Origin of the sequence: Streptomyces sp. NP-1717 (assembly GCF_022695985.1) — a bacterium.
Lineage (GTDB): Bacteria > Actinomycetota > Actinomycetes > Streptomycetales > Streptomycetaceae > Streptomyces.
On sequence record NZ_JAAPBF010000001.1, the window covers coordinates 93157 to 117050 of the forward strand.

At 71.3% G+C, this 23894-nt stretch carries 18 protein-coding genes; 11 read left to right on the forward strand and 7 right to left on the reverse strand.

The window, feature by feature from the left end; genetic code table 11:
* Positions 1-21 precede the first annotated feature (21 nt).
* Together GXP76_RS00405 and GXP76_RS00410 are read left to right on the forward strand one after the other, a co-directional pair.
* Positions 22-1188 (forward strand): aminotransferase class V-fold PLP-dependent enzyme, encoded by a 1167-nt coding sequence (locus tag GXP76_RS00405; RefSeq protein ID WP_242569339.1) that lies wholly within the window; start codon positions 22-24, stop codon positions 1186-1188.
* 28 nt (positions 1189-1216) lie between these two features.
* Complete coding sequence (locus GXP76_RS00410) at positions 1217-4207, forward strand: FAD-binding and (Fe-S)-binding domain-containing protein (RefSeq protein ID WP_242569340.1); 2991 nt, start codon at positions 1217-1219, stop codon at positions 4205-4207.
* Positions 4208-4478: 271 nt separating this feature from the next.
* On the opposite strand, the gene GXP76_RS00415 is transcribed toward GXP76_RS00410, so the two are convergent.
* Positions 4479-5045: a TetR/AcrR family transcriptional regulator gene (locus GXP76_RS00415; protein WP_242569341.1), complete on the reverse strand. Its 567-nt coding sequence runs from the start codon at positions 5043-5045 to the stop codon at positions 4479-4481.
* Between the two features lie 109 nt (positions 5046-5154).
* Between GXP76_RS00415 and GXP76_RS00420 the strand changes: the two genes are divergently transcribed.
* Together GXP76_RS00420 and GXP76_RS00425 are read left to right on the forward strand one after the other, a co-directional pair.
* On the forward strand, positions 5155-6078 hold the full coding sequence (locus tag GXP76_RS00420; RefSeq protein ID WP_242569342.1) for an NmrA family NAD(P)-binding protein: 924 nt from the start codon (positions 5155-5157) through the stop codon (positions 6076-6078).
* Between the two features lie 137 nt (positions 6079-6215).
* A complete protein-coding gene (locus GXP76_RS00425; RefSeq protein ID WP_242569343.1) occupies positions 6216-6575 on the forward strand; it encodes a hypothetical protein in 360 nt (119 codons plus the stop codon).
* Positions 6576-6650: 75 nt separating this feature from the next.
* Here the strand turns inward: GXP76_RS00425 and GXP76_RS00430 are convergent, their stop codons facing one another.
* Positions 6651-7364, reverse strand: coding sequence for a GntR family transcriptional regulator (locus tag GXP76_RS00430; RefSeq protein ID WP_242569344.1), 714 nt, complete (start codon positions 7362-7364; stop codon positions 6651-6653).
* Between the two features lie 230 nt (positions 7365-7594).
* On the opposite strand from GXP76_RS00430, the gene manD reads away from it, so the two are divergent.
* From manD to GXP76_RS00450, 4 genes are read left to right on the forward strand one after another with little or no spacing between them, the layout of a single operon-like run.
* Entirely contained in the window at positions 7595-8803 is a 1209-nt protein-coding gene (gene manD / locus GXP76_RS00435) for a D-mannonate dehydratase ManD (protein ID WP_242569345.1), read from the forward strand.
* A 5-nt stretch (positions 8804-8808) separates the two neighbouring features.
* Positions 8809-10293, forward strand: coding sequence for a mannitol dehydrogenase family protein (locus tag GXP76_RS00440; RefSeq protein WP_242569346.1), 1485 nt, complete (start codon positions 8809-8811; stop codon positions 10291-10293).
* Positions 10294-10349: 56 nt separating this feature from the next.
* Positions 10350-11747, forward strand: coding sequence for an MFS transporter (locus tag GXP76_RS00445; protein ID WP_242569347.1), 1398 nt, complete (start codon positions 10350-10352; stop codon positions 11745-11747).
* Positions 11744-12781: an L-idonate 5-dehydrogenase gene (locus GXP76_RS00450; protein WP_242569348.1), complete on the forward strand. Its 1038-nt coding sequence runs from the start codon at positions 11744-11746 to the stop codon at positions 12779-12781. The genes GXP76_RS00445 and GXP76_RS00450 overlap by 4 nt, the downstream gene beginning before the upstream one ends.
* A 1-nt stretch (position 12782) precedes the next feature.
* Here the strand turns inward: GXP76_RS00450 and GXP76_RS00455 are convergent, their stop codons facing one another.
* The 3 genes from GXP76_RS00455 to htpX all read right to left on the reverse strand — a co-directional run bounded on the left by GXP76_RS00455 (position 12783) and on the right by htpX (position 16562).
* On the reverse strand, positions 12783-14876 hold the full coding sequence (locus GXP76_RS00455; RefSeq protein WP_242569376.1) for an NAD-binding lipoprotein: 2094 nt from the start codon (positions 14874-14876) through the stop codon (positions 12783-12785).
* A 149-nt stretch (positions 14877-15025) separates the two neighbouring features.
* Positions 15026-15610 (reverse strand): hypothetical protein, encoded by a 585-nt coding sequence (locus tag GXP76_RS00460; protein WP_242569349.1) that lies wholly within the window; start codon positions 15608-15610, stop codon positions 15026-15028.
* Between the two features lie 46 nt (positions 15611-15656).
* Entirely contained in the window at positions 15657-16562 is a 906-nt protein-coding gene (gene htpX, locus GXP76_RS00465; protein ID WP_242569350.1) for a zinc metalloprotease HtpX, read from the reverse strand.
* Positions 16563-16846: 284 nt separating this feature from the next.
* Here htpX and GXP76_RS00470 point away from each other — a divergent pair, with 284 nt between their 5' ends.
* Positions 16847-17383: an EF-hand domain-containing protein gene (locus GXP76_RS00470; protein ID WP_242569351.1), complete on the forward strand. Its 537-nt coding sequence runs from the start codon at positions 16847-16849 to the stop codon at positions 17381-17383.
* Positions 17384-17428: 45 nt separating this feature from the next.
* Here GXP76_RS00470 and GXP76_RS00475 read toward each other — a convergent pair whose 3' ends face one another.
* Complete coding sequence (locus GXP76_RS00475) at positions 17429-17845, reverse strand: SRPBCC domain-containing protein (RefSeq protein WP_242569352.1); 417 nt, start codon at positions 17843-17845, stop codon at positions 17429-17431.
* Positions 17846-17962: 117 nt separating this feature from the next.
* Positions 17963-19321, reverse strand: a complete 1359-nt coding sequence (locus GXP76_RS00480; RefSeq protein ID WP_242569353.1) for an MFS transporter — start codon at positions 19319-19321, stop codon at positions 17963-17965.
* A 532-nt stretch (positions 19322-19853) separates the two neighbouring features.
* On the opposite strand from GXP76_RS00480, the gene GXP76_RS00485 reads away from it, so the two are divergent.
* Together GXP76_RS00485 and GXP76_RS00490 are read left to right on the forward strand one after the other, a co-directional pair.
* The gene (locus GXP76_RS00485; protein WP_242569354.1) at positions 19854-22526 is read left to right on the forward strand and encodes a hypothetical protein; all 2673 of its coding nucleotides are present in this window, start codon (positions 19854-19856) and stop codon (positions 22524-22526) included.
* 335 nt (positions 22527-22861) lie between these two features.
* Positions 22862-23857, forward strand: a complete 996-nt coding sequence (locus GXP76_RS00490) for an aldo/keto reductase (RefSeq protein WP_242569355.1) — start codon at positions 22862-22864, stop codon at positions 23855-23857.
* Positions 23858-23894: the final 37 nt, after the last annotated feature.

Consider the following 23894-nt stretch of genomic DNA (forward strand, 5'->3'; position numbering starts at 1 on the left):
ATTCCAAGGGGGTTGACCCTTGTGACCACTCGCACCGGGCGGCACTTCTTGCAGATCCCGGGCCCGACCAACGTCCCCGACCAGGTGCTCCGCGCCATGTCGGCGCCGACGATGGACCATCGGGGCCCCGAATTCGCCGCGTTCACCACGGACTTGCTCACCCGCCTCGGACCGGTCTTCGGCACCACCGGACCCGTCGTGGTCTTCCCCGGCTCCGGCACCGGCGCCTGGGAGGCCGCACTCGTCAACACCCTCAGCGCCGGTGACCGGGTCCTGCACGTGGAGACCGGCCACTTCGCCACGCTCTGGCAGCGCATGGCCACCGAACTCGGTCTCCACGTCGACTTCCTGCCGGGCGACTGGCGGCACGGCGCCGACCCGGAGGCCGTCGCCGGACACCTGGCGGCCGACACCGCCCATACGGTCAAGGCCGTCTGTGTCGTGCACAACGAGACATCGACCGGTGTCACCAGCCGGGTCGCCGAGATCAGGCGGGCGATGGACGCGACGGGACACCCGGCGCTGCTCCTCGTCGACACCATCTCCTCGCTCGGCTCGATCGACTACCGGCACGACGAATGGGGCGTCGACGTCACGGTGGCCGGCTCCCAGAAGGGGCTGATGCTGCCACCGGGCCTGAGCTTCAACGCGGTCAGCGCGAAGGCCCTCGCCGCCTCCCGCACCTCGCGGCTGCGCACCTCGTACTGGGACTGGGGGCCGGTCATCGAGGCCAACAGCCGTGGCTTCTTCCCGTACACCCCCGCCACCAATCTCCTCTACGGGCTCGACGAGGCACTGCGGATGCTCGCGGACGAGGGACTGCCCGCGGTGTTCGCGCGGCACGACCGGCATGCCGCCGCCACCCGAACGGCCGTGCGCGGCTGGGGACTTGAGGTGCTGTGCGTCGACGAACGGGAGCATTCGTCCGCGCTGACGGCGGTCCTCGTACCCGAGGGTGTCGACGCCGACAAGGTCCGGCGGATCATCCTCGACCGGTTCGACATGTCCCTGGGCGCCGGGCTCGGCAGGCTCGCGGGACGGATCTTCCGGATCGGCCACCTCGGGCACTTCAACGACCTGACGCTCGCGGGCACCCTCGCCGGGGTGCAGATGGGCCTTCGGCTGGCGGGCGTACGGGTGGATCCCGGCGGACTGACAGCGGCGCTGGACGTCCTGGGCGCGGAGTGAACACGGATCACCGAGGAGGTTGCCGAGCATGACCGTCACCGGGGCCGGGCGCCCCACCCACGACAGCGCGCGGAGCCAGGAGCTGGCCCGCGGTCTCCAGCGGGACCTGGCGAAGGATCTCGACGGGGAGGTTCAGTTCGACGACTACACACGGCAGTTGTTCGCCCGGGACGCGAGCATGTACGCCATCACCCCGCTCGGGGTCGTCTTCCCCCGGCACGCCGACGACGTCGCCGCAGCGGTCGCCGCCGCCGCTGCCCACGGGGTGTCCGTGGTACCGCGCGGCGCCGGGACGAGTCTGGCCGGCCAGACGGTGGGCCCCGGCCTGGTCCTGGATCTGTCCCGGCACATGAACCGCATCGTGGAGCTGGACGCCGGCAGCGGTACGGCGCTGGTCGAGCCCGGAGTCGTACAGGACCAGCTCAACCGTGCCGCGAGCCCGTGGGGGCTGATGTTCGGCCCGGACACCTCAACCAGCAACCGGGCCACCATCGGCGGGATGATCGGCAACAACTCGGCCGGCAGCGGATCGGTGCGTCACGGCATGACCATCGACCACGTGCGCGAACTCGACGTGGTGCTCTCCGACGCGAGCCGGATCCGGCTGGACCGCGTCGACGAGGCCGAACGCGCGCGCCGGGCCACCCGGCCCACGCTGGAGGGCGCGCTCCACCGCGAACTGCCGGAGATCGTACGGGCCAACGCGACCGCCATCGCGGAGGGCTTCCCCGCCCACTGGCGCCGGGCCTGCGGCTACCGGCTCGACCGGCTGGCGCGCGAGGACAGCTTCTTCGACCTGGCCAAGTTCGTCGTCGGCTCGGAGGGGACGCTGGCCGTCGCCACCAGCGCGCTGGTCGATCTGGTGCCCAGGCCGAGCCGTACGGTCATCGCCGTCGGCCACTTCACCTCCGTGGCCGGAGCGATCGACGCGACACAGGACGCGCTGGCCTGCGATCCGGCGGCCGTGGAGCTGATGGACCGGACGATCCTCGACCTGTCCCGCCGCAAGATCGAGTACGCGGCGCTCGGCGACCTGCTGAACGGAGAGCCCGAGGCGCTGCTCTTCGTCTCCTTCAGCGGTGACGACGAGGACGACCTGCTGGCACGGTTGAAGCGGCTCACCACGCTGTGGTCCCGGCACGGGCACGGCTACCACACCCTGCGCGCGGTCACCCCGGCCCAGCAGTCGTCCCTGCTGAAGGTCCGCAAGGCAGGTCTCGGTCTGCTGATGGCGGCCAGCGAGGGCACCCGGCGCCCGCTGGCGTTCGTCGAGGACACCGCGGTCGACCCCGTCCATCTCGGCGACTACACACGGAGGTTCAAGGAAGTCCTCGACCGGCACGGGATGACGGCCGGCTTCTACGGCCACTGCTCGGTCGGCTGTCTGCACATCCGGCCGTTCCTCGACCTGGCCGACCCGGCGGACGTGGTGAAGATGCGCGGCGTCGCCGTCGAGATCAAGGATCTGGTCGCCGAGTACGGCGGGGTGAACTCCAGCGAACACGGCGACGGGCTGGCACGCAGCGAGTTCAACCGGGAGATCTTCGGTGACCGGCTGTACGAGGCGATGCGCCAGGTCAAGAAGCTGTTCGACCCCGGCAACGTGCTCAACCCCGGCAAGATCGTGGACGCGCAGCCGATGACGGAGAACCTTCGGGACGCGGCGCTGCCGCCCGCCGGACCCCTGCGGACCCGGCTCTCCTTCGAGGTCATCGGCAAGGGCGCGGGATCGGGCCCGGCCTCCGCCGACGGCACCGGCGCGATGCGCGCGGCGGCGGACCGGTGCATGAACATCGGGCTGTGCCGCAAGTCCGGCAGCGGCACCATGTGCCCCTCGTACATGGCCACTCGCAAGGAGGAGGATTCCACCCGCGGCCGGGCCGCCGCCCTCGTCAAGGCGCTGTCCGAACCCGACCCGCGCGCCGCGCTGGGCGACGAGCGCCTGCACGAGGTCCTCGACCTGTGTCTGATGTGCAAGGCGTGCAAGAGCGAATGCCCGCTCGGTGTCGACATGGCCACCCTCAAGAGCGAGGCGCTCTCGCACCACCACGACCGCCACGGAGTGCCGCTGCGCTCCCGCCTCTTCGGTTCGATCCGGCTGCTGAACCGGCTGGGCTCCGCGACCGCGCCGCTGTCCAACCTGCCGGGGCGCAGCGCGCTGCTGCGCCGGCTGATGGACCGTACGGTGGGCATCGCCCCTGCGCGGCCGCTGCCGGTCTTCGTACGCCACAACCTGTCGCGCTGGTTCCGGCGCCGCAGGCCCGCCGCCGGCCACGCGGTCACCCAGGGCACCGTCACCTATCTCGCCGACTCCTTCACCACGTTCACCGAGCCGGACATCGGCCGGGCCGCCATCCGCCTTCTGGAGCAGGCGGGTTGGGATGTACGGCTGGAGAGCGGCGTCTGCTGCGGCCGGTCCAGCCTCTCCAAGGGCCTGGTGGACGACGCGAAGGACAAGGCCCGCCGTCTCGCGGACACGCTGAGCACGTCGACCGAGGCCGGTTCGCCGGTCGTGGGCTGCGAGCCCTCGTGTCTGATGACACTGCGCGACGAGCATCTGTCCCTGCTGCCGGACGATCCCGCGGTCAAGGACATCGCCGGGAGGGTGCGCCAGGTCGAGGAGCTGCTCGTCGAGGCGATCGACGACGGGCGGCTGCGACCGCGTGAGGACTCCTGGCTCGCCGGGCGCACGCTCGTCTACCACGGCCACTGCCACCAGAAGGCGGAGGTGGGCACGGGCGCGACGGTCGCGCTGCTGAGCCGTATCCCGGGTGTCTCGGTGGTCGAACTCGACGCCGGTTGCTGCGGGATGGCGGGGTCGTTCGGCTTCGAGTCGGAGCACTACGACGTGTCGATGACGGTCGGCGGGGACCGGCTCTTCCCGGCGATCGAGGCCGAGCCGCCGGAGACGGTCGTGGTCGCCACCGGGGTGTCGTGCCGTCAGCAGATCTTCCACGGTACGGCGCGCGACGCGTGGCACCCGGTCCAGCTGCTGTGGGAGGCGGTCACGTCCGGCTGAGTCTGCCGGGCCGGCCGGTGCCCCGTCCGGCGGCCGGCCCGGTGTCGGGACGCGTACGCGTGGGGTGAGTGGGTCGGACAGCCCTGGTCACCGCCCTGGTGGAAGGCCGCCTCGTCGACCGGGGCGACCGGCGGTCCGCCCCGCAGCCGCTCGGCCCCTATCGGGATCGGCGATGAGGGCCCGGCCCGAAGCCGACGGGATCGGCGCCCGGCCCGAGCCGGTGGTCGGCCTCGTACCGGCACATGGCGCCGGCCGCCCGGCCGGCGCCCGGTCACCTCTGCGGACTGAGTCCCGCCACGGTCAGCCGGAAGAGCCGGTCCGCACGGGCCGCCGGGTCGGGGTGGTGTTCGGTGGCCAGCGCGATGCCGACGGCGAGTGTGATCAGGTCGGCGACGGTGACGTCCGCCGCCACCGCGCCGTCCCGCGCGGCGCGTCGCAGCAGGGGGACACCCGCCTCCTCCAGCGCCGCCGAGCAGGCGTTGTCGTGCACGGGGTCCGGCGGGGGCCCGTCGTAGGCGAGCGTGGCCGCCAGCCCGCGGGCGGACGCGCAGTAGGCGACGACGTCGCCCAGCCACTCCAGCAGCGCGGCCCTGCTGTCGTCCGCCCCGGTCAGATCGCGGGCGCGGTCGCTCAGGGCCTCGATCCGTTTCCGTGACACCGCCTCCAGCAGGGCGCGGCGGGTGGGAAAGTGCCGGCGCACGGTGGCAGAGCCGACCCCCGCGGTGCGGGCGATCTGTTCCAGGGACGCGTCCGCCCCGTGGGTGGCGACCTCCTCCTCGGCCACGGCGAGGATGCGCGTGTAGTTGCGCCGGGCGTCGGCGCGCTGATGGTCGGGCATGACTGGCGTCACCTCAGGCTTTGTTAAACGGCGGGCCCCGCCGTATCGTACCGGAATGGAAACGGCGGGCCCCGCCGTTTCGTTTCCCGGCGTCCCCCGGAGGATCAGCATGTCCACAGATTCCGCACCCGTCCTGGTCACAGGCGCCACCGGCAGGCAGGGCGGCGCCACCGCCCGGGCCCTGATCTCGGCGGGGGTCCCCGTCCGCGCCCTGGTGCGCGACCGGGCCACCGAACGGGCCAGGGCCGTCGAAGCGCTCGGCGCCGAACTGGTCACCGGCGATCTGCACGACCGCGACTCCGTGGTGCGGGCCGCCAAAGGCGCTCGCGCCGTCTTCTCCGTACAGATGCCGGCCATGACCGGGGACGGCTTCGACTTCGAGGGGGAGGTGGCCCAGGGCGTCAACCTCGTCGAGGGCGCGAAGGCGGCCGGAGTACGGCAGTTCGTGCACACCTCGGTCACCGGCGCCGGGCAGCACACACGGGCGCCCGGCTGGGCCGAAGGCCGCTGGGCCTCGATGGAGCCCACCCTGGGCGCCAAGAGCGCGATCCAGGACCGGGTCCGCGAGGCCGGCTTCCCCCGCTGGACACTGCTCAAGCCGGGCACGTTCATGGAGAACTTCCTCCCGTCCATGAAGTTCCTGCTCCCTCGCGGTGTCGAGGGCGGCCTGGTGAGCGTCCTGAAGCCGGAGACCCGGCTGTCCCTGGTGGCGGTGGACGACATCGGCAGGGCGGCGGCCGCGGCCGTCGACGCGCCGGAGCGGTTCGACCGCGTCGAACTGGAGCTGGCGGGCGACCACCTGTCGATGACGGAGATCGCCGGGGTCCTGTCCCGCGCCCTGGGCACACACCTGGCGGCGCCGGACATGACGGAGGAGGAGGCCCTCGCCGCCGGAATGCCGCCGATGGGCGCCACGCACGAGTGGATGAACGTGGTCGGGCAGCCGGCCCGTCCCGAGTTCGCGAGGGATCTCGGTATCCCGCTCACCCGCTTCGAGGAATGGGCGCGGGCGCACCTGCGCACCACGGCCTGATCCGCTTCCGGACCACGTCCGGCCCGTCGGCCGGCCCGGCCCGTTCCGGAAGATCCCGTTCAGCCCCGATCGAGCGAATCGCCCCATACTCTCGACCTCGGTCTCCGGGGGGAGGCCGGAACGACAAGGAGGGGACGATGTCCAAGATTTCCAGACGCTCGCTGCTGGGGTACTCGGGTACGGCCGCGGCGGGGGCGGTACTCGCCTCGTCCGCGACGGCCCAGGCCGCGGGCAGCGACGCCGCGTCGGCTCAGGCGGCGGAAACCGGCGCCGCGGCGGTCGCGTTCGACAACGGCACCGAATTCACCGGCAGGACCAGCATCGGTCCCGTGGACGCTTCCATGACGCTGACGTTCAGCCTCCGGATCGACGAGGCGCCCGCGGCCAACAGGATCACCGCCCTGGAGGTCGCTGAAGCGCTCTCGGAACTCGCCGAGGCGCGCGGCTGGCCCCCCGTCACGTTCTACGGCACCCCGCCGCCCGCCCCGCTGAACTGACGCCCGATCCCCGCGGCACCAGGTCGCCCCACCGGCACGGACACCGTCGGTGGGGCGCTCCGGGCCCCACGGCGCTCACTCCCAGACGACGATGTTGCGCCGCACCGGGACCGCTCCGGAGTCCGAGGCGAACAGCTCCGGTGAGCGCTCCCTGATGCGCTCGACGTCGTCGAACACCGCCCGCAGATGGGCGCGCATGGCGGAGCGGGCCAGGGAGACGTCGCCCGCGAGGACCGCGTCGAGGATGTCGACGTGCTGGTCGGCGAAGCCGGACGACGACGCGGTGTCGTAGAGGCCGAGCCGCCGCGCGCGGTCGAGATGGCCCTTGGCCGAGACGACGGTCGCCCAGGCGTTGCCGTGGCCGCTCAGCCGCAGAAGTCCCTGATGGAACGCCTCGTCCAGCTCGAAGAAGTCCTCCAGGCCGAGACCCGGCCGGCGCTGCTCCTCCAGATTGCGGCGCAGCTCGTCGACCAGATCGGGGTCCGGCTCGGCGGGCAGGTCTTCGAGGGAGGCCAACTCCACGGCCTCTCGGAGGAATTGGGCGTCCGCCACCTTGGCCGGGTCGACGCGCGAGACGAAGGACCCCACCTGCGGGAAGACCTGCACGAGGCCCTCCTCGGACAGCAGGATCAGACTCTCCCGGATCGGCGTGCGGCTCACCCCGAGGGAGGCGGCGAGTTCGTTCTCCGACAGCGCGGCGCCCGGGGGAAACTCAAGCGTCAGAACCTTGCGACGCAGCGTCGCGTAGACGGAACGGCGACTGGTCCGCTGCCGGTTCGATTGAGCCATGCGCTCATCGTATCGGGGCGCCGTGCCCATCGATGCCTCCCGTTCGACGGCTGCGCCGACCTCACCGGAGTCGACACCGCACAAGTATTGCATCCCTTCGCGACCGATGCTTGTATACCAGTCGTGTCGACCAGTGGAGGGTTCGCTTCCGCTCTGTCAGGCACCGTACGGATCGTCCGAAGAAGTGAACCGAGGCAACCGAAGTGGACCTGGTGGACCGGAGTGGACCTGTGAGCAAGATCGAACGCGTGGAGGTGTTCGTCGCCTCCCCCGGGCGGACCTTCGTCACCCTGCGCATCACCACGTCGGACGGGGTCACCGGCCTCGGGGACGCCACGCTGAACGGCCGTGAACTGGCCGTCGCGAGCTATCTGCGGGACCACCTCGTCCCCCTGCTCATCGGCAAGGACCCCGCCCGTATCGAGGACATGTGGCAGTACCTGTACCGGGGCGCGTACTGGCGGCGCGGCCCGGTCACCATGACCGCGATCGCCGCCGTCGACACCGCCCTGTGGGACATCAAGGGCAAGACCGCCGGTCTGCCCGTCTACCAGCTGCTCGGCGGACGCTCACGCGACGGCGTCACGGTCTACTCGCACGCCAGCGGTACGGACATCCCGTCCCTGCTCGACGATGTCGACCGGTTCCTCGACCTCGGCTACAGAGCGGTGCGCGCGCAGGCCGCCGTACCCGGTGTCGGCGGCAGCTACGGAGTCCGCAAGGGCAAGGTGTACGAACCCGCCGCGACCTCGCTGCCCGACGAGCAGCCCTGGGACACCGAGGCGTACCTGCGATTCGCGCCGACCGCGCTGGAGGCCGTCCGGGAGCGTTTCGGCTTCGGCTTCCATCTGCTCCACGACGTGCACCACCGGCTCACCCCCATCGAGGCGGCCCGCTTCGGCAAGAGCGTCGAGGACAGCCAGTTGTACTGGATGGAGGATCCGACGCCCGCCGAGAACCAGGAGGCGTTCCGGCTCATCCGCCGACACACGACCACGCCGATCGCGGTGGGAGAGGTGCTGAACTCGATCTGGGACGTACAGCACCTGATCACCGAGCAGCTCATCGACTACGTACGCACCACCGTCGTGCACGCCGGCGGCATCACCCATCTGCGCCGAATCTTCGACCTGGCCGCCCTCTACCAGGTGCGCACCGGCTCCCACGGGGCGACGGACCTCTCCCCCGTCTCCATGGCCGCCGCGGTGCACGTCGACATCGCCGTACCGAACTTCGGCATCCAGGAGTACATGGGGCACCCCGACGAGGCCGCCGAGGTCTTCCACAGCGGCGTGACCTTCGCGGACGGGATGCTGCACCCGTCGCAGGAGCCCGGGCTCGGGGTCACGTACGACGAGAAGGCGGCGGAGCGTTTCCCGTACCAGGCACGCTATCTGCCGGTCGCGCGGCGTCTCGACGGGTCGGTGCACGACTGGTGAACGCCATGACCCCGACCCCGCCCGCGGGCACGGACCCGCCGCCGCTGGGACGTGCCACGCTCGGCCGGATCGCGCCCGGACGGCGCCCGGCCGTCGATCCCCGTGAACTGCGCCCGAGAATCGTCCACTTCGGACTCGGGGCCTTCCACCGGGCGCATCAGGCCCTCTACACCGAGCGTGCCTCGGCCCTCTCCGGTGAACCGTGGGGGATCGTCGCAGTCGCCCCTCGGTCGCTGCCCGTGGTGGCGGCGATGCGCGCGCAGGACTGTCTCTACTCGCTGACCGAACTCCGCCCCGAGGGACCCGCCGCCCGGGTGATCGGATCGGTCACCGACGCGCTCGGCATGCGTCCGGACGCCGGACGCGTCGACGCCCTGCTCGCCTCCCCGGAGGTCACCGTGCTGACGTCGACCATCACCGAGAAGGGCCACCACCGGCGGCCGGGCAGCGGCGAACTCGACACCCTGGCACCGGAGATCGCCGCGGATCTGGCGGCGCGGGACACCGGTGACCTCACCACGGTCGTCGGGCGGATCGCCGCCGGACTCACCCTGCGGATGCGCTCCGGCGGAGCCCCGGTCACCCTCCTGTCCTGCGACAACATGGCCGGGAACGGCTCCGCGCTCGCCACGGTCGTCCGGGGCTTCGTCGAAGCGTCGTCCTGGCCCGACCGCCGCGCCGTACTCGACTGGATGGCGGCCTCGGTCGCCTTTCCCGCGACGGTCGTCGACCGCATCGTGCCCGCGACGACGGACCAGGACCGGCGGACCGCCGACTCGGCACTGGGCGTGCGCGACGCCGTGCCCGTCGTCGGCGAGCCCTACCGGCAGTGGGTCCTGGAGGACTCCTTCGCCGGACCGCGACCGCCGTGGGAGCTGGACGGCGCGCTGTTCGTCCCCGATGTCGTCCCGTACCAGCTCACGAAGTTGCGGCTGCTCAACGGGGCGCACTCCGCCCTCGCGTATCTCGGCGCGGCGGCGGGATGCGTGACGGTCGCCGACGCCCTGGCGACCGGCTGGGGCGAGCGGTTCGTCCGGGCCTTCTGCGCGGAGGCCGGGCCGACACTGCCGGCCGGCGGCCCCGATCCCCTGGGCTACGCGGACGATCTCGTCGAGCGGTTCCGGAACCCCGCTGTCCGGCATCTGCTCCAGCAGATCGGATCCGACGGGTCGTTGAAGATTCCCGAGCGGTGGTTCGACGCCCTGCGGGTCCTTCGCGCGTCCCCGTCGCCCGCCCCGGTCCTCGAACTCGCCCTGGCCGCGTGGGTGAACGCCACCCGCGCCGCCGAGGGCGGCGGCCAGCTGTTCGGTACGACGGACCCCGCCTCGGCGACCCTGGCCGGCTGCTGGCACGGCACGACAAATCTCCCCGACACGGTCCGACGGCTGCTACGCGCCGTCGGAGCGGTGGACCTGGCCGAGGACGACGCCCTCGTCTCCAACATCGCCGCCCGGATCCCCGCACTGCACGCCGGCCACATCGATTTCTGACCCCATCCGCCCAAGGCCACGCCGTACAAGCACAGCCCTGAACAACGGAGTTCACCATGACGGACACCACGCGGGCCGAGCCCGCAGGCTCCGCGAAGCGCACCACACGCGATCTCACCAGAGCCGCCGTATCCGGCTGGCTCGGCACGGCGATGGAGTTCATGGACTTCCAGCTCTACTCGCTGGCAGCCGCCATCGTCTTCAACAAGATCTTCTTCCCCGACGTCAGCCCCGCCATCGGCCTGATCGCCGCGATGGCGACCTACGGCGTCGGATACGTGGCCAGGCTCGCCGGAGCCGTCTACTTCGGGCGCATGGGCGACCGGATCGGCCGCAAGAAGGTGCTGTACCTGACCATCCTGCTGATGGGTGCGTCGACCACACTGATCGGCGCACTGCCCACGTACGCGACCATCGGCATCCTCGCGCCCATCCTGCTGGTCGTTCTGCGGCTCGTCCAGGGCTTCGGAGCGGGCGCCGAGATCGCCGGGGCCACCGTCATGCTCGCCGAGTACGCCCCCGCCAAGCGCCGGGGGCTCATCTCGTCGCTGGTGTCGCTCGGCACCAACTCCGGCACGCTGGCGGCCTCGGGCCTGTGGGCGATCCTGCTCGCCGTGCTCAGCGAGGAACAACTGCTGTCGTGGGGCTGGCGGTTGCCGTTCCTGCTGAGCTTCGCCCTGATGATCTTCGCGGTCTGGCTGCGCGGCAACCTCAAGGAGAGCCCGGTCTTCGAGGAGCGGGCGGACGTCGTGGACGGCGTCGCCATGTCACGTGAAGAGGTCGAATCGGCCCTCGACAACGCCTCTTTGGAGGAGAAGCGCGAGGGCGTGCTGGAGGCCGGGATCCGGCAGCGCAAGGGCAAGGCGTTCTTCCTCTCCCTCGGGCTGCGGTTCGGCCAGGCGGGCAACTCGGGCCTCATCCAGACGTTCCTCGTCGGCTACATCGCCACCAACCTGGACGCCGGCCGGGCGGTCCCCACCGACGCGATCCTCTACGGCTCGCTGCTGGGCTTCGTCACCGTGCCCGTGGTGGGTCTGCTCGGCGACCGCTTCGGCCGCCGGCCGATGTACGTCGCGCTCACGCTGCTGACCATGGTCCTCGCCTTCCCGATGATGCTCATGATCACCTCCGGCAACACCGCCGCCCTGATGCTGGGGATGGTCCTGGCACTCAACATCGGTGTCCTCGGGCTGTTCTCGCTGGAGAGCGTGACGATGGCCGAACTGTTCGGCTCCCGCACCCGGTTCACCCAGCTCGCCCTGTCCAAGGAGATCGGCGGCATCCTCGCCACCGCCATCGGCCCGGTCATCGCCGCGTCACTCACCGCGGTCACCGGCAGTTGGTGGCCGATCGCCGCGATGCTCGTCGTCTACTCGCTCATCACCCTGACGTCCGCCCTGCTCGCACCCGAGACGCGCGGGCGGGATCTGGTACGGCTGGAGGACGCGGCATGAGGGCGGTCGTCGTCCACGGGGCACGCGATCTGCGGATCGACGAGCGCCCGCGGCCGGTCCCCGGTCCCGGGGAAGTCCTTGTCGCCATGGAGTGGGGCGGGATCTGCGGCTCCGACGTCGCGTACTGGAAGCACGGTGCCTCCGGGACCGCCTCGCTCGCCCATCCGCTGGTACTCGGCCATGAGATGGCCGGGCGGATCGCCGGAACCGGCCCGGGTGTCGCCGGTCTGACGGAGGGCCGGCCGGTGACGGTCCATCCGGCGGAGCCGGTCGGCGACGAGCGGCTGCCCGACCGGATCGCCGGTCGCACCAATCTCCACCGGCGCGTCCGGTACTTCGGGTCGGCCGCCTTCGACCCGCACACCGACGGCGGGTTCAGTGAGTACCGGGTGGTCCGCGCGGCGCAGATACGACCGCTGCCCGAGGGGGTCACCACCGAGCACGGCGCCCTCGCCGAACCTCTCGCCGTGGCCCTGCACGCCGTGCACCGCGCCGGGGACCTGCGAGGGAAGACCGTTCTGGTCAATGGCGCGGGCCCGATCGGAGCGCTGGTCGTGGCGGCGGCGAAGCATCGCGGGGCCGCCTCCGTGATCGCCTCGGACATCTCCGAGTCGTCGCTCGCCGTCGCCCGCGCCATGGGCGCGGACCGGACGGTCGACGTCTCCACGGGAGCCGGGCTGCCCGAGGACGTCGAGCTGTCCTTCGACGCCTCGGGCGCCCCGGCCGCGCTGGGGCCGGTCCTGCGGGCGACGGCGCGCGGCGGCACCCTCGTCCAGGTCGGGAACCTCCCCGGCACGGCCGTACCCGCGGTGCTCGGAGACCTCGTGACCAGGGAGATCACCTGGGTCGGCTCGTACCGCTTCGTCGGGGAGATCGACGACGCGCTGCTCGCGATGCGGGACGGGCTCGACGTGTCCCCCGTCATCAGTCACCGCTTCGACCTGGAGCGGGCGGACGAGGCCCTGGGCGTCGCGGCGGCGAGCGGGAGCAGCAAGGTGATGCTGCGGCTGGGCGGGGCGACGGCGGGCGGGTGAGTCACGGGTGCGCCAGGGGTGAGCCCGCCGTGTCGTCGGGTTCGGTGTCCGTGCGTCCCGGTCGCCGCTGCGGCCGGTGCTTCCCACCCGGGTCGGGCGGTCCGGCGGCTTCGGTCTCTTCGGCAGGTTGTCCGGCCGCTTCGGTCGGGTGGACCGGGTCCGTCGCGACCACGACCACCTGGTCCTCCGCGCTCCACGCGCGCCGCTCGCCCTTGTGGGGGTTGAGCCGGACCCCGTGGTCCGGCGGCACCGTCCGCAGGTCGTGTCGGCGGTAGCCGATGGCGCACTCGCCGCGGTCGCGCGCCGCGGCCACGACCGTGGCGAAGGTGGCGTCGCTGCCCGGGCGGACGTACGTCCCGGCCGGACGAAGGCAGACCGTGCTGCCCCCGGCGGAGAACAACTCGTCGAACACGGCGGCCAGATGACGGTTCTGCGCGATCTGTGCCATGAGCAGTCCGGTCAGCTCTCCGCTGACGACGACGTCCGAGCCGGGGTTGACGGCGGCCAGGGGCCGGTTGCGGTCGTCGGTGAGTTCGCCGACGACACGAAGCTCCCGTCCGGTCCGCTCCTCCAGCAGCCGCAGGGCCAGCAGGGCGACCAGTGTCCAGTCGTCGGGGTGGTCGGGGCCGTCCGCCGGATCGGGGCCGAGGACGACCAGTCCGTCGTACGGGGTGAGGTCGAGCCCGAGCAGCGTCTCGGGCCGTGACAGGGCGGCGGTCCTGAACCGTACGACGGGCCGGGCGGCGTCGGGCTCCGGGGTGCGGTCGGGCTGCCGGGTGTGGTCGGACTGCGGGGTGTGGTCGGGCTCGGGCTCCCTCGGACCGGGTACGGCCCTGTCCGTGATCACATCCAGCGCGGAACCCGGTGGGGCCGTGCGCCGCAAGTGCTCCAGGACGAGGGGCGCCCGCCGGTTCCAGCCGAGCACCAGCAGACGTACGGCGGCATCCGCCGGCGGCGGACCGACGGCGATCACCGACCGGTCGACGAGGTGCCGGCAGTCCGACGGCCGTGTCGTGCCGTCGTCGCGGGCGAGGACGATCAGCCGGCTTCCCGACGCGACGACGGTGTCGGCGGGCGGGTTCAGCGACGCACGGCCCAGGGGGCTGAGCAGTCCCACCACGCACGAGTCGGCGTGTCCCAGGAGTGTCGCGCCGAAGGGGCCGCCGTGGAACGCGGTCGCGTCGGCGAGGTGGAACTCGTCTCCCGCGAAGTCGAGCAGATCGCGCAGTACGAGGGAGAGACCGGGGCGGCCGACGCACTGCGCGATCAGCCGTGCTGTGACCGTGTCGGTCTCCAGGACCGTGCCGCGCGGACCTGCGGCCAGCCTGGCCGGCGCGCGGTAACGGTCGTCGTGCACCGCGGCCAGCACGGGCGGTCCGCCCGTTCCCTCGCCGACGACCGCCCGCAGCGCCAGCAGGATCCGGAGGATCTCGGCGTCACCCGCCGGCTCCACGGACGGCAGCACCAGCACGGTGCTCGCCTCGCGAGGGCTGACCAGCGCGAGTACGGCGGGGTCGCTCGCGGGACCGCTGCGGCAGATGAGCCGGGTGCGCCCGGCCGGGCCGATCCGAGCGGCCAGCGCACGCTCCATCTCGGTCTTGTCCCGGTCGGCGAGCAGGACGATCGCCCGCGGCCGGTGCCCGGCGTGGGCGGCGACCAGCTCACCGACCACTGCCGAGACCTGGTCCGACCAGCCGAGCACCACGACATGGCCCCGCTCCAGGACCGTGGACCGTCCACGGCTCAACTCGGCCATCCGCTCGGCCAGACTCGTCGTGATCACTCCGATGAGTGTCGAGACGCACAGCAGGGCGACCAGCCCGAGCACCGCGGAGAGCACCATGCGCAGCGGCGTACCGGTGAGCGCGCCCAGGCGCAGCGTCTCCGCGCTGGTCCGCCACGCCGCGGTGAGCCGGCCCGAGAGCGACGGCGGCGAGCCGGGGTCCGTCCACACCAGCACCGCGCTCACCGGGACGACGACGGCCAGGCAGGTGATCACCAGCCAGCCCATCAGGGTGCCGGTGCTGCGGGCCAGCGTACGGTCGAACAGGTAACGCGCCCGGTCCCGCGGCGAATCCGGCCGGCGCCCCGTCATTCGTGCCACTCCCACCCGCTCTCTCCTTCGACGGCGCTGGTCAGCCCGTACCCGCACAGTGCTGCGTCGGGTGGCGGAACACGCCGTGTTCGCGGACCGATTCACCCTTTCGGGCGGGCGGCCCGGAACCGGGCCGGGAACGGGGCCGGTCAGAGTCCGGGCGCGCCCCAGACGGGAAACCAGCGGGCGAGATCCTTCTCGATCCGCAGATCGTCCTCCAGAACGGCTCTGACCTGGAGTTCCCGCTGGTTGTCGCGTTTCTCTGCGTCGCCGGGCCGGGGCGCGAAGGGGTAGAAGGTGCCGCGCTTGTAGAGGTAGACGAGGGCGAGTGGGCGCTGTTCGGCGTCGCGGAAACTCATCAGTGAGCAGAGGAGCTGCGGGCCGAAGCCGCCGTCCTGGAGCAGTGTGTTGACCGCGTGCAGGTCGTTGACCAGCGTGGCCGTGTCGTCGGGCGCCTGTCGCGAGAGCAGCCAGGTGTACCCGTACGAGTCCTGGCTGAACTCCACGGGGTGGCCGTCGTGTCCGGTGTCCGCGTCGAGCAGTTCCTGTACGTCCTGTCTGACGCGGGCGAAGCCACCGCCCTCGACGCCGGCGAAACAGACCGAGCCGAGGCCGGTGGGGGTGTATCCGGCCCCGGCCTGGAGGGTGAGCGCGGCGGACGGGAGGGCGAACAGCTGGTCGAGGTCGGGGCGGACCGGTTTGCTCCTGCCGAGGATGGTGTCGAGAAGGCCCACGGGACCAGCTCCTCACGTTGACGGTCGGACGGGGTCGGTGCCGGGGTCACGGGCGGCCGAGTTCGGCGGACATCCGGGCCAGCTGGTCCAGGCGCTGTTCGAGGGTGGGGTGGGAGGCGAGCAGCCGGCCGAGGCTTCCCTTGGAGGCGAAGGCGGGAACGAAGAAGAAGGCGTTGTACGGCTCCGCCTTCCGCAGGTCCTCCGTGGGGATCCGCGCCATCTGGCCGTCCACCTTGGTCAGCGCCGACGCGAGCGCCGAGGGCCGTCCGGTGAGCAGCGCGGCGGTCCGGTCCGCGGAGAGTTCGCGGTAGCGGGACAGCAGCCGGGTCAGCAGGAAGCCGATCGCGTAGACCACCGCGCTGACCAGGGGAATCAGCAGGATCACCAGACCGGCCGGTCCGGAGTCCCTGGCGCTTCTCGACAGCCCGCTGTAGAGCGCGATGCGGGTCAGCAGACCCGCGAGCACGCCCAGGAAGGAGGCGATGGTCATCACGGCGACGTCGCGGTGCGCGACGTGCGACATCTCGTGGGCGAGTACGCCCTCCAACTCCTCCGGTTCCAGCCTGCGCAGCAGCCCGGTGGTGGCACAGACCAGTGCGCTGCGTTCGCTCCGGCCGGTGGCGAAGGCGTTGGGTATGTCGCTGTTCGAGATGGCCACCTTGGGTTTGGGCATGTCGGCCAGTGCGCAGATGCGGTCGACGGCGCCGTGCAGTTCGGGTGCCTGCTCGGGGGTGACCTCGCGCGCGCCCATGCCGAAGGCCGCGATCTTGTCGCTGAACCAGAACTGCGCGACGAACATCCCCACGACGAGGATCAGGATGATCGGCCAGAACTTTCCCAGTACGGCCAGCAGCACACCGACCAGGACCACGTACAGCAGACCGATCAGGAACATGGTGGTCACCATGCGTGTGGTCAGGCCGCGGTCCTGTGTGTAGCGGGTTCGTGTCATCACTCGCCTCCATGAGCTCTACTCCTGTTATTTTCCTCCTTATCTCGGCAAAACGTCGTAAATGGAATGTAGGAGGCCCGGTCCTGGGCGGAAGACACCCCTGGGCGGGCGGTGCCTTCGATTTCCCGATCGCGATGGTTCATGCGCCGGCCGCCGGAATGCCCTCCTTCGTGTGCACCCGGCCCTCTTTCCGCGCCGCGGCCTGCGCGCCGGCCGGATAGTGGATCTGGCCCGGTCCCCCGTCGGGGCGACCGCAGGAAGGCCGGAAAGAAGGAGTGACCGCCATGCGTACCGTCGAGGCGACCGACCGTGTCGAGCTCGTGTTCTCCCTGCTGGACAGCAACGGGAACGGCGTTCTGGACGCCGAGGACTTCGAGCTGCTGGGGAGCCGGGTGGTCGAGGTGGCGCCGTGGGCCGATGACGCCGCGAGAAGCGCGATGGTCGAAGCGTCGCGCCGGTACTGGCGGACGCTGGTCACCGAGCTGGACGCGAACGGCGACGGGCTGATCAGCCTGCAGGAGTTCACCGCCTGCGTCCTGACCCCGGAGCGGTTCGAGGCGACGATCGACGAGTTCGCCGAAGCGCTCGCCGCGCTGGGCGCCCCCGAGGGCGACGGCCTCGTCACCCGGCCCGCCTTCGTGGCCCTGATGATCGCCATCGGCTTCGAACGGCCGCGTATCGAGGCGCTGTTCGACGCCTTCGGTCCCGTGGACGGCGACCGGATTCCGGTCGCCACCTGGGCGGAGGGGATCAGGGACTACTACCGCCCCGAGAAGGCGGGCATCCCCGGCGACCACCTGACCCCGGGCCCGGTGCGTTGACCCGTGCGGCGCGGCACCGGGTCAACGCCTGCGGAGGACGGCTGCTCAGACCGCTGACAGGAAGGCGGTGAGGCCGTCCAGGAGCATATTGCTGCCGAACTCGGACTGGTCGCGCTCCTCGGTGCTCCCGAGGGTCTGGGACACGGTGATGCGGGTGCGGTCGCCGTCGGCGGCCAGGTCGACGGTCATCAGGGCGAGCTCCTCGCGGCCCGGGACGCTCATGCCGACCACCAGTCGCTTGTTCTCCACGACCTCGGTGTAGCGGCCGGACAGCGGGACGCGCGTGCCGCCGGGGATGACCATGACTGAGCTCCAGGCGCCGCCGGGCCGGACATCGAGGACGACATCCTCGGCGCCGGCCCACTGCGCGTACTGGTCGGCGCGGGTCCAGGCGGCCCAGACCTGCTCGACCGGAGCCTCCAGGGTGCGGGTGATGGTGTAGTCGAAACCGGCGGTGGTCATGTCCGTCTCCTTCTGTTCGGCCCTGCGGGTGCGGGGCCGCGATTCCCTGTCACAGAGAACGTCGGAGCCGATGACACCTTCTCTACAGCGCCCGCGAGATTTCTTTCGGCCGGGGGCTCATCGTCGGTAGGCGGTGGCGGCGACGGCGGGCAGGAGGGCGAGGGAGAGGACGCCGCCGGTGAGGGCGAGGGCTGGGTAGCTGGTGGCGGCGACCATGACGCCGGAGGTGATACCGCCCGTGGCACCGGCGATGGCGATGGAGACGTCGACCAGCCCCTGGGTCCTGGCGCGGGTGGCCAGCGGGACGGTGTCGGTGATGATCGCGGTGCCGGCCACGAGGCCGAAGTTCCAGCCGAGGCCGAGCAGGGCCAGGGCGAGGGCGAGGAGCGGGACGGAGTCGCCGGGTGCCGCCGCCGCGAGGACGCCGGCCGCCAGGAGGGTGGCGCCGGAGGCCGCGGCGATCTTCATGCCGCCGTAGCGGTCGACGAGCCGGCCGGTGAGCGGTGAGGGCAGGTACATGGCGCCGACGTGGATGGCGATGACGAGGCCGGAGGCGGCGGTGCCGTGGCCGTGGTCGTGCATGTGGACCGGCGTCATCGTCATGATCGCGACCATGACCACCTGGGTGAGGACCATGACGAGCGCGCCGAGGACCACTCCCCCGCGATGCTCGGCGGTGTCGGCGGTGTCGGCGGTGTCGGCGGTGTCGGCGGTGTCGGCGGTGCCGGTGGTGCCGGTGGTGCCGGTGGTGCCGGTGGTGCCGGTGGTGCCGGTGGTGGTCGTGCCGACGGTGGCTTCGGCCTTTTCCGTCTCGGCGAGAGTGCGGGCCAGGAGCAGCGGGTCGGGGCGCAGCCAGAGAGCGAGGACGAGCGCGGCCAGGGCGTAAGCGAGGCCGGAGAGCAGGAAGAGGCCGGCGAGATGGGGGATGCCGAGGCTTTCGGCGAGGTTGCCGGTGGGGACGGCGAGGTTGGGCCCGGCTACGCCGCCGAGGGTGGTGGCGACCAGGACGGTGGAGACGGAGCGGGCGCGGTGGCCGGGCGCGGCGAGGTCGGCTCCGGCGTAGCGGGCCTGGAGGTTGGTCGCGCTGCCGGCGCCGTAGACGAACAGGGCGGTGAACAGCAGGACGGGGTTGTCGAGGACGGCGGCGGTGATGACGCCGGCCGAGCCGATGGCTCCGGTGAGGTAGCCGCTCGCGAGGCCGGGGCGGCGTCCGCGGGCCTGGGAGATCCGGCCGACACCGATGGCGGCGAGCGCGGAGCCGGCGGTGAACAGGGCGCTGGGCAGTCCGGCGAGGCCGGTGGAGCCGAGCATGTCCCGGGCCAGGAGGGCGCCGACGGTGACGCCGGCGGCGAGGCCCGCTCCGCTGAAAATCTGGGAGGCGACCAGGACACGCAGGATCCGGGTCTGGGCCTGGACCTGGACCCGGGCGGGGTCGGGTATGGAGGCCGTCCTGCCGGTGGGCGCGGTGCTGGTCATGTCTCTTTTCCGGAGCGGCGGTGAGCGGTCGCGGGACGTCCGTGCGTGGTGTTCTCGGTCGTGCCCGGGTGTGCCACCGTCTCCACCGACCGTCAACGGGACAACATACCGCCGCGGTGAAGGCTGTCCAGGTGCGCGTCACGGTTTCGACCCATGAGCCAGACACCCGACGAATCCGCCGCCTGAGGCCCATTCAGATGACCCTGTCAGCATACGGTGAAAGCCGCACCCTCTGCTGAAGAACCGTTGATACAGCACGTTTGCGCAGACCCTTGACACGAGGGACGGGCGCCTCGACCATTCAGCAAACATAGGATGTAAGTGTGCGGTCCTGGCCCTCAGCTCGCCGGAGGCACCTTCACGGACGCACGCGAGTCGTCCAGCGGACGCAGTACCCGTTCGTCCTTCACCACCCGGGCCGGAGTCGCCGGCGCTGGAACGCCCTTGACGAAGCTCCGCGCCGCCCGGCCCTCCTCGCCACCCCTCGGTCACTCATGACCGCCCCGTCTCCGTACATGGGAAGGACCCGCCCGTGTCATCACAAGGTTCGATCACCCGGAGGCTGCTGCGCCGCGTCGGCCCGATCGCAGCGGCCCTCGGTCTGATCCTGACGACACCCGTCGTCCAATCCGCCACCGCCGCGGCCTCCGTGACGCTCTACGCGTCGCCGTCCGGGACGGGTTCGTCCTGTTCCTCCTCCGCCCCGTGCTCGCTGTCCGGTGCCCAGCAGGCGGTTCGCACCCATCTCGCCGGGGACGGTTCCGCGGACGTCACCGTCCTGCTGACCGACGGTGTGTACCGCCTGTCGGACACCTGGTCCCTCGGCCCCGCGGACTCGGGCACGCAAGGTCACCCTGTTGTGTGGAGGGCCGCGCCGGGGGCACGCCCGGTGATCTCGGGGGCCTCGCCGGTCACCGGATGGACGCAGCGCGGGTCGAGCGGGGTGTGGTCCGCCCCGGTACCCGTCACCAGTAACAGCCGCCAGCTCTACATCGACGGCCGTATGGTCCCGATAGCGCAGGCGACCCCGGCGAGCCTGGGATTCCGGGGCGCGTGGACCGGGACGTCGACGGGCTACACGATCTCCGGCGACCAGGCGGCGATGGCGTGGTTCGGCTCGCTGAGCGCGAGCCAGGTGGCGGGGGTCGAGTTCCGCTACCCCGGTGGCAACGGGCCGTGGACCGAGTCGAGATGCCGCGTGGCGAGCTTCTCGGCGGCGGCCGGAACGCTGCGGATGAGCCAGCCGTGCTGGACCAATGTGACCGCCCGCGCGGCCTACGCGCAGGCCAGCGGTGGCCTGCCGTCCATGTCGCCCGGCACGATGCCCGCGGGCATCGAGAACGCGCAGGCGCTGCTCGGCTCCGGGCAGTGGTTCCTGGACGGCCCCGGCGGCACGCTGTACTACCGGCCTTCCGCGGGCCAGCAGATGTCCGCCCTCAAGGTGGAACTGCCGCGCCTCGAAACCCTGGTCCAGGGCGCCGGTACGCTCGCCGCGCCCCTCCACGACATCACCTTCAGCGGTCTGCAGTTCTCGTACGCGACCTGGAACGCCCCCTCGACCGGCGCCGGATTCGCCGACGTGCAGAGCAATCTGCGGATGACCGGAGCCAACAACCAGGGCATGTGCGGGTTCTCCAATCCCCCGGGAAGCTGCCCCTGGGGAGCGCTGACCCAGCCCCTGGCGAACGTCTCGTTCACCGCCTCCGAGAACGTCACACTCACCGGCAACCGGTTCACCGGACTCGGCGGAGCCGGACTGGGCGTGATGTACGGGGCGGCCAACACCCTCATCCAGGGCAACGAGTTCACCGACATCGCCTCCACCGCGCTCCTGCTCGGCTGCACCTACGACCCGCTGCCGACGAACCCGTCCGACGCCGCGGGGATCAAGCAGAACTGCACACCCAACGGAGCTCGGGAAACCGCCGTGATCGGCACCAACGAGATCCTGACCGGTACCACCGTGGCGGACAACGTCATCCATCACATCGGCACCGACTACCCCTCGGCCAGCGGCATCACCCTGCTGTTCTCCCGGCACACCACCATCACCCGGAACAACCTGTACGACCTGCCCTACACGGGCATCACCGCCGGAGTCATCCAGGGTCACGTCAACCAGGCGAGCACCCCGCGGAACACCACGAACATCAACAGCTCGAACACCATCAGCAACAACATCCTCCACGACTACCTGTCCGAACGCAGCGACGGCGGCGCCGTCTACGTCGAGGGACACCAGGCGCAGTACGTGTACCAGGCGGACGGGACGACGATCGACCCGGTGCAGACCCTGGCCAAGGGCCTTCAGGTCACCGGGAACGTCGCCTACAACGGCCCCACGACCAACTTCACCTACTACAACGACGCCGGCTCGGAGTGGATCAACTGGAAGGGCAACGTGGCCTTCCGCGCCGGGGACAAGTCACACGGCGGCTGCAGCCCGACGGGCCACTTCTGGATCACCGGCAACTACTTCTCCGCCGGCATCCAGTCGTACCCGTGCGCCCAGCCCGTCGACACCCACGCGAGCGGGAACACGGCGATCCCGGCGACCCCCGGACCGTCCGACATCCCCCAGGCGCTGCTGCGCGGCGCGGGCGCCGGCTCGGGCTCGTACACACCGCCCCTCTCCGTCGCCGCGAAGATCTTCTACGTGTCGCCCACGGCCAACGCGAGGGAGGTCCTCGTCGCCGGCGAGGGCTTCGGCCCGGCGACGCCGGTCTACATCGGCACCACCCAGGTGACCGGTGTGACCCGTCTGTCCAGCGGATTCATGATCGTCCCGATCCCGGCCGGCACCTCGGCCGGGTCGATCTCGGTCACTCCGCAGGTCCCGGGCTCCATCCGGCTCAACGACGACGACGGCGGTATCGCGTACAGCGGATTCTCCTACGCGGACGGCCGCTCGTACGGCGACTACCGGAACGACGTCCACTACGCGACGGCGAACGGGTCGACCGCGTCGCTCACCTTCACGGGCACCAAGGTCACGGTGCACGGCGAGCTGCACACCGACCAGGGAAACATCGGCGTCAGCATCGACGGCGGACCGCAGCAGGTCGTCAGCACCGTGCCGGGCGACGGCGTGCGGCATGCGAACGTCGCGGTGTACACGTCCGGTGCGCTCTCCCCTGGCAGACACACCATCGTGGTGACCAAGCTGTCCGGTCAGTACAGCACCCTCGACGGATTCACCGTGTAGAGGCGGGCGAACGGCTTCGACGCAGCACCGGGACGCCAGCACCGACCGGAGGAACGGCTGCCGCTGGATACGGCGCCGTTCCTCCGGATACCCGTGATGAACGTGGTCCTTGACTTCGCGTGCGCTCGAAGTCCTAACGTCCGGAGCGTCCGGAGCGTCCGCGCGGAGACGCCGGATACCGGGATGCCGGGATGCCGGAACGCCGCCGCGGCCGTCTCATGAGAGGTAGCCGGTTCGGCGACCGGATCGCGGCGGCCGTGCGACGACGGGCGCCGCCCGGCCCCGGAGACGTCCTTCGGGGCGCCACGACACCACAGGTTGAAGGGCCACACGAAATGAAGCAGCGCACACGCACACTCGGCGATCTGAAGGTCTCACCGCTCGGTCTCGGCTGCATGGGGATGTCGGCCTTCTACGGCACCACCGACGAGGCCGAGGGCATCAGGACGATCCAGCGTGCTCTCGAACTGGGAGTGACCTTCCTGGACACCGCCCAGGTGTACGGGCCGCTCACCAACGAGTCGCTGGTCGGCCGCGCGGTGAAGGGCCATCGCGACGAGTACGTGATCGCCACGAAGTTCAATCTCCGCATGGACGGTGCCGTCCCCGGCGATCCGGGCACGGTCGGACGGCAGGACGGTTCGGCCGAGCACGTACGCAGCTCGATCGACGGGTCCCTGAAGCGGCTGGGCACCGACCACGTGGACCTGTACTACCAGCACCGCGTCGATCCGCAGGTGCCCATCGAGGAGACCGTCGGGGCGATGGCCGAACTGGTCGCCGCCGGAAAGGTGCGCCACATCGGCCTGAGCGAGGCGAGCGCGGAGACGATCCGGCGCGCCCACGCCGTGCACCCGATCGCGGCGGTACAGACGGAGTACTCGTTGTGGAGCCGGGACCCCGAGGCCGAGATCCTGCCCGTCTGCCGCGAGCTGGGCATCGGGTTCGTGCCGTACTCGCCGCTGGGCCGCGGATTCCTCGCGGGCAGGTTCTCCTCCCCCGAGGAACTCGACAAGGACGACTTCCGGCGCAGCGGTCCGCGCTTCACCGGCGACAACCTCGACGCCAACCTCCGGCTCGCGGCGAAGGTGAAGGAGATCGCCACCGAGAAGGGCGTCACGCCCGCTCAGCTCGCCATCGCGTGGGTGCTGGCGCAGGGCGAGGACCTGGTCCCGATCCCGGGCACCAAGCGCCGGACCTACCTCGAACAGAACGCCGGCGCGCTGGACGTGGAGCTGACGGCGGACGACCTCGCCCGCATCGACGCCGAAGTCCCCGAGGCCGCCGGACAGCGGTACGACGAGGCGGGTATGTCCACCGTGAACCGGTAGGCGCGCACCGAAGCGCAGCCTTCCGCCACCCGCAGCC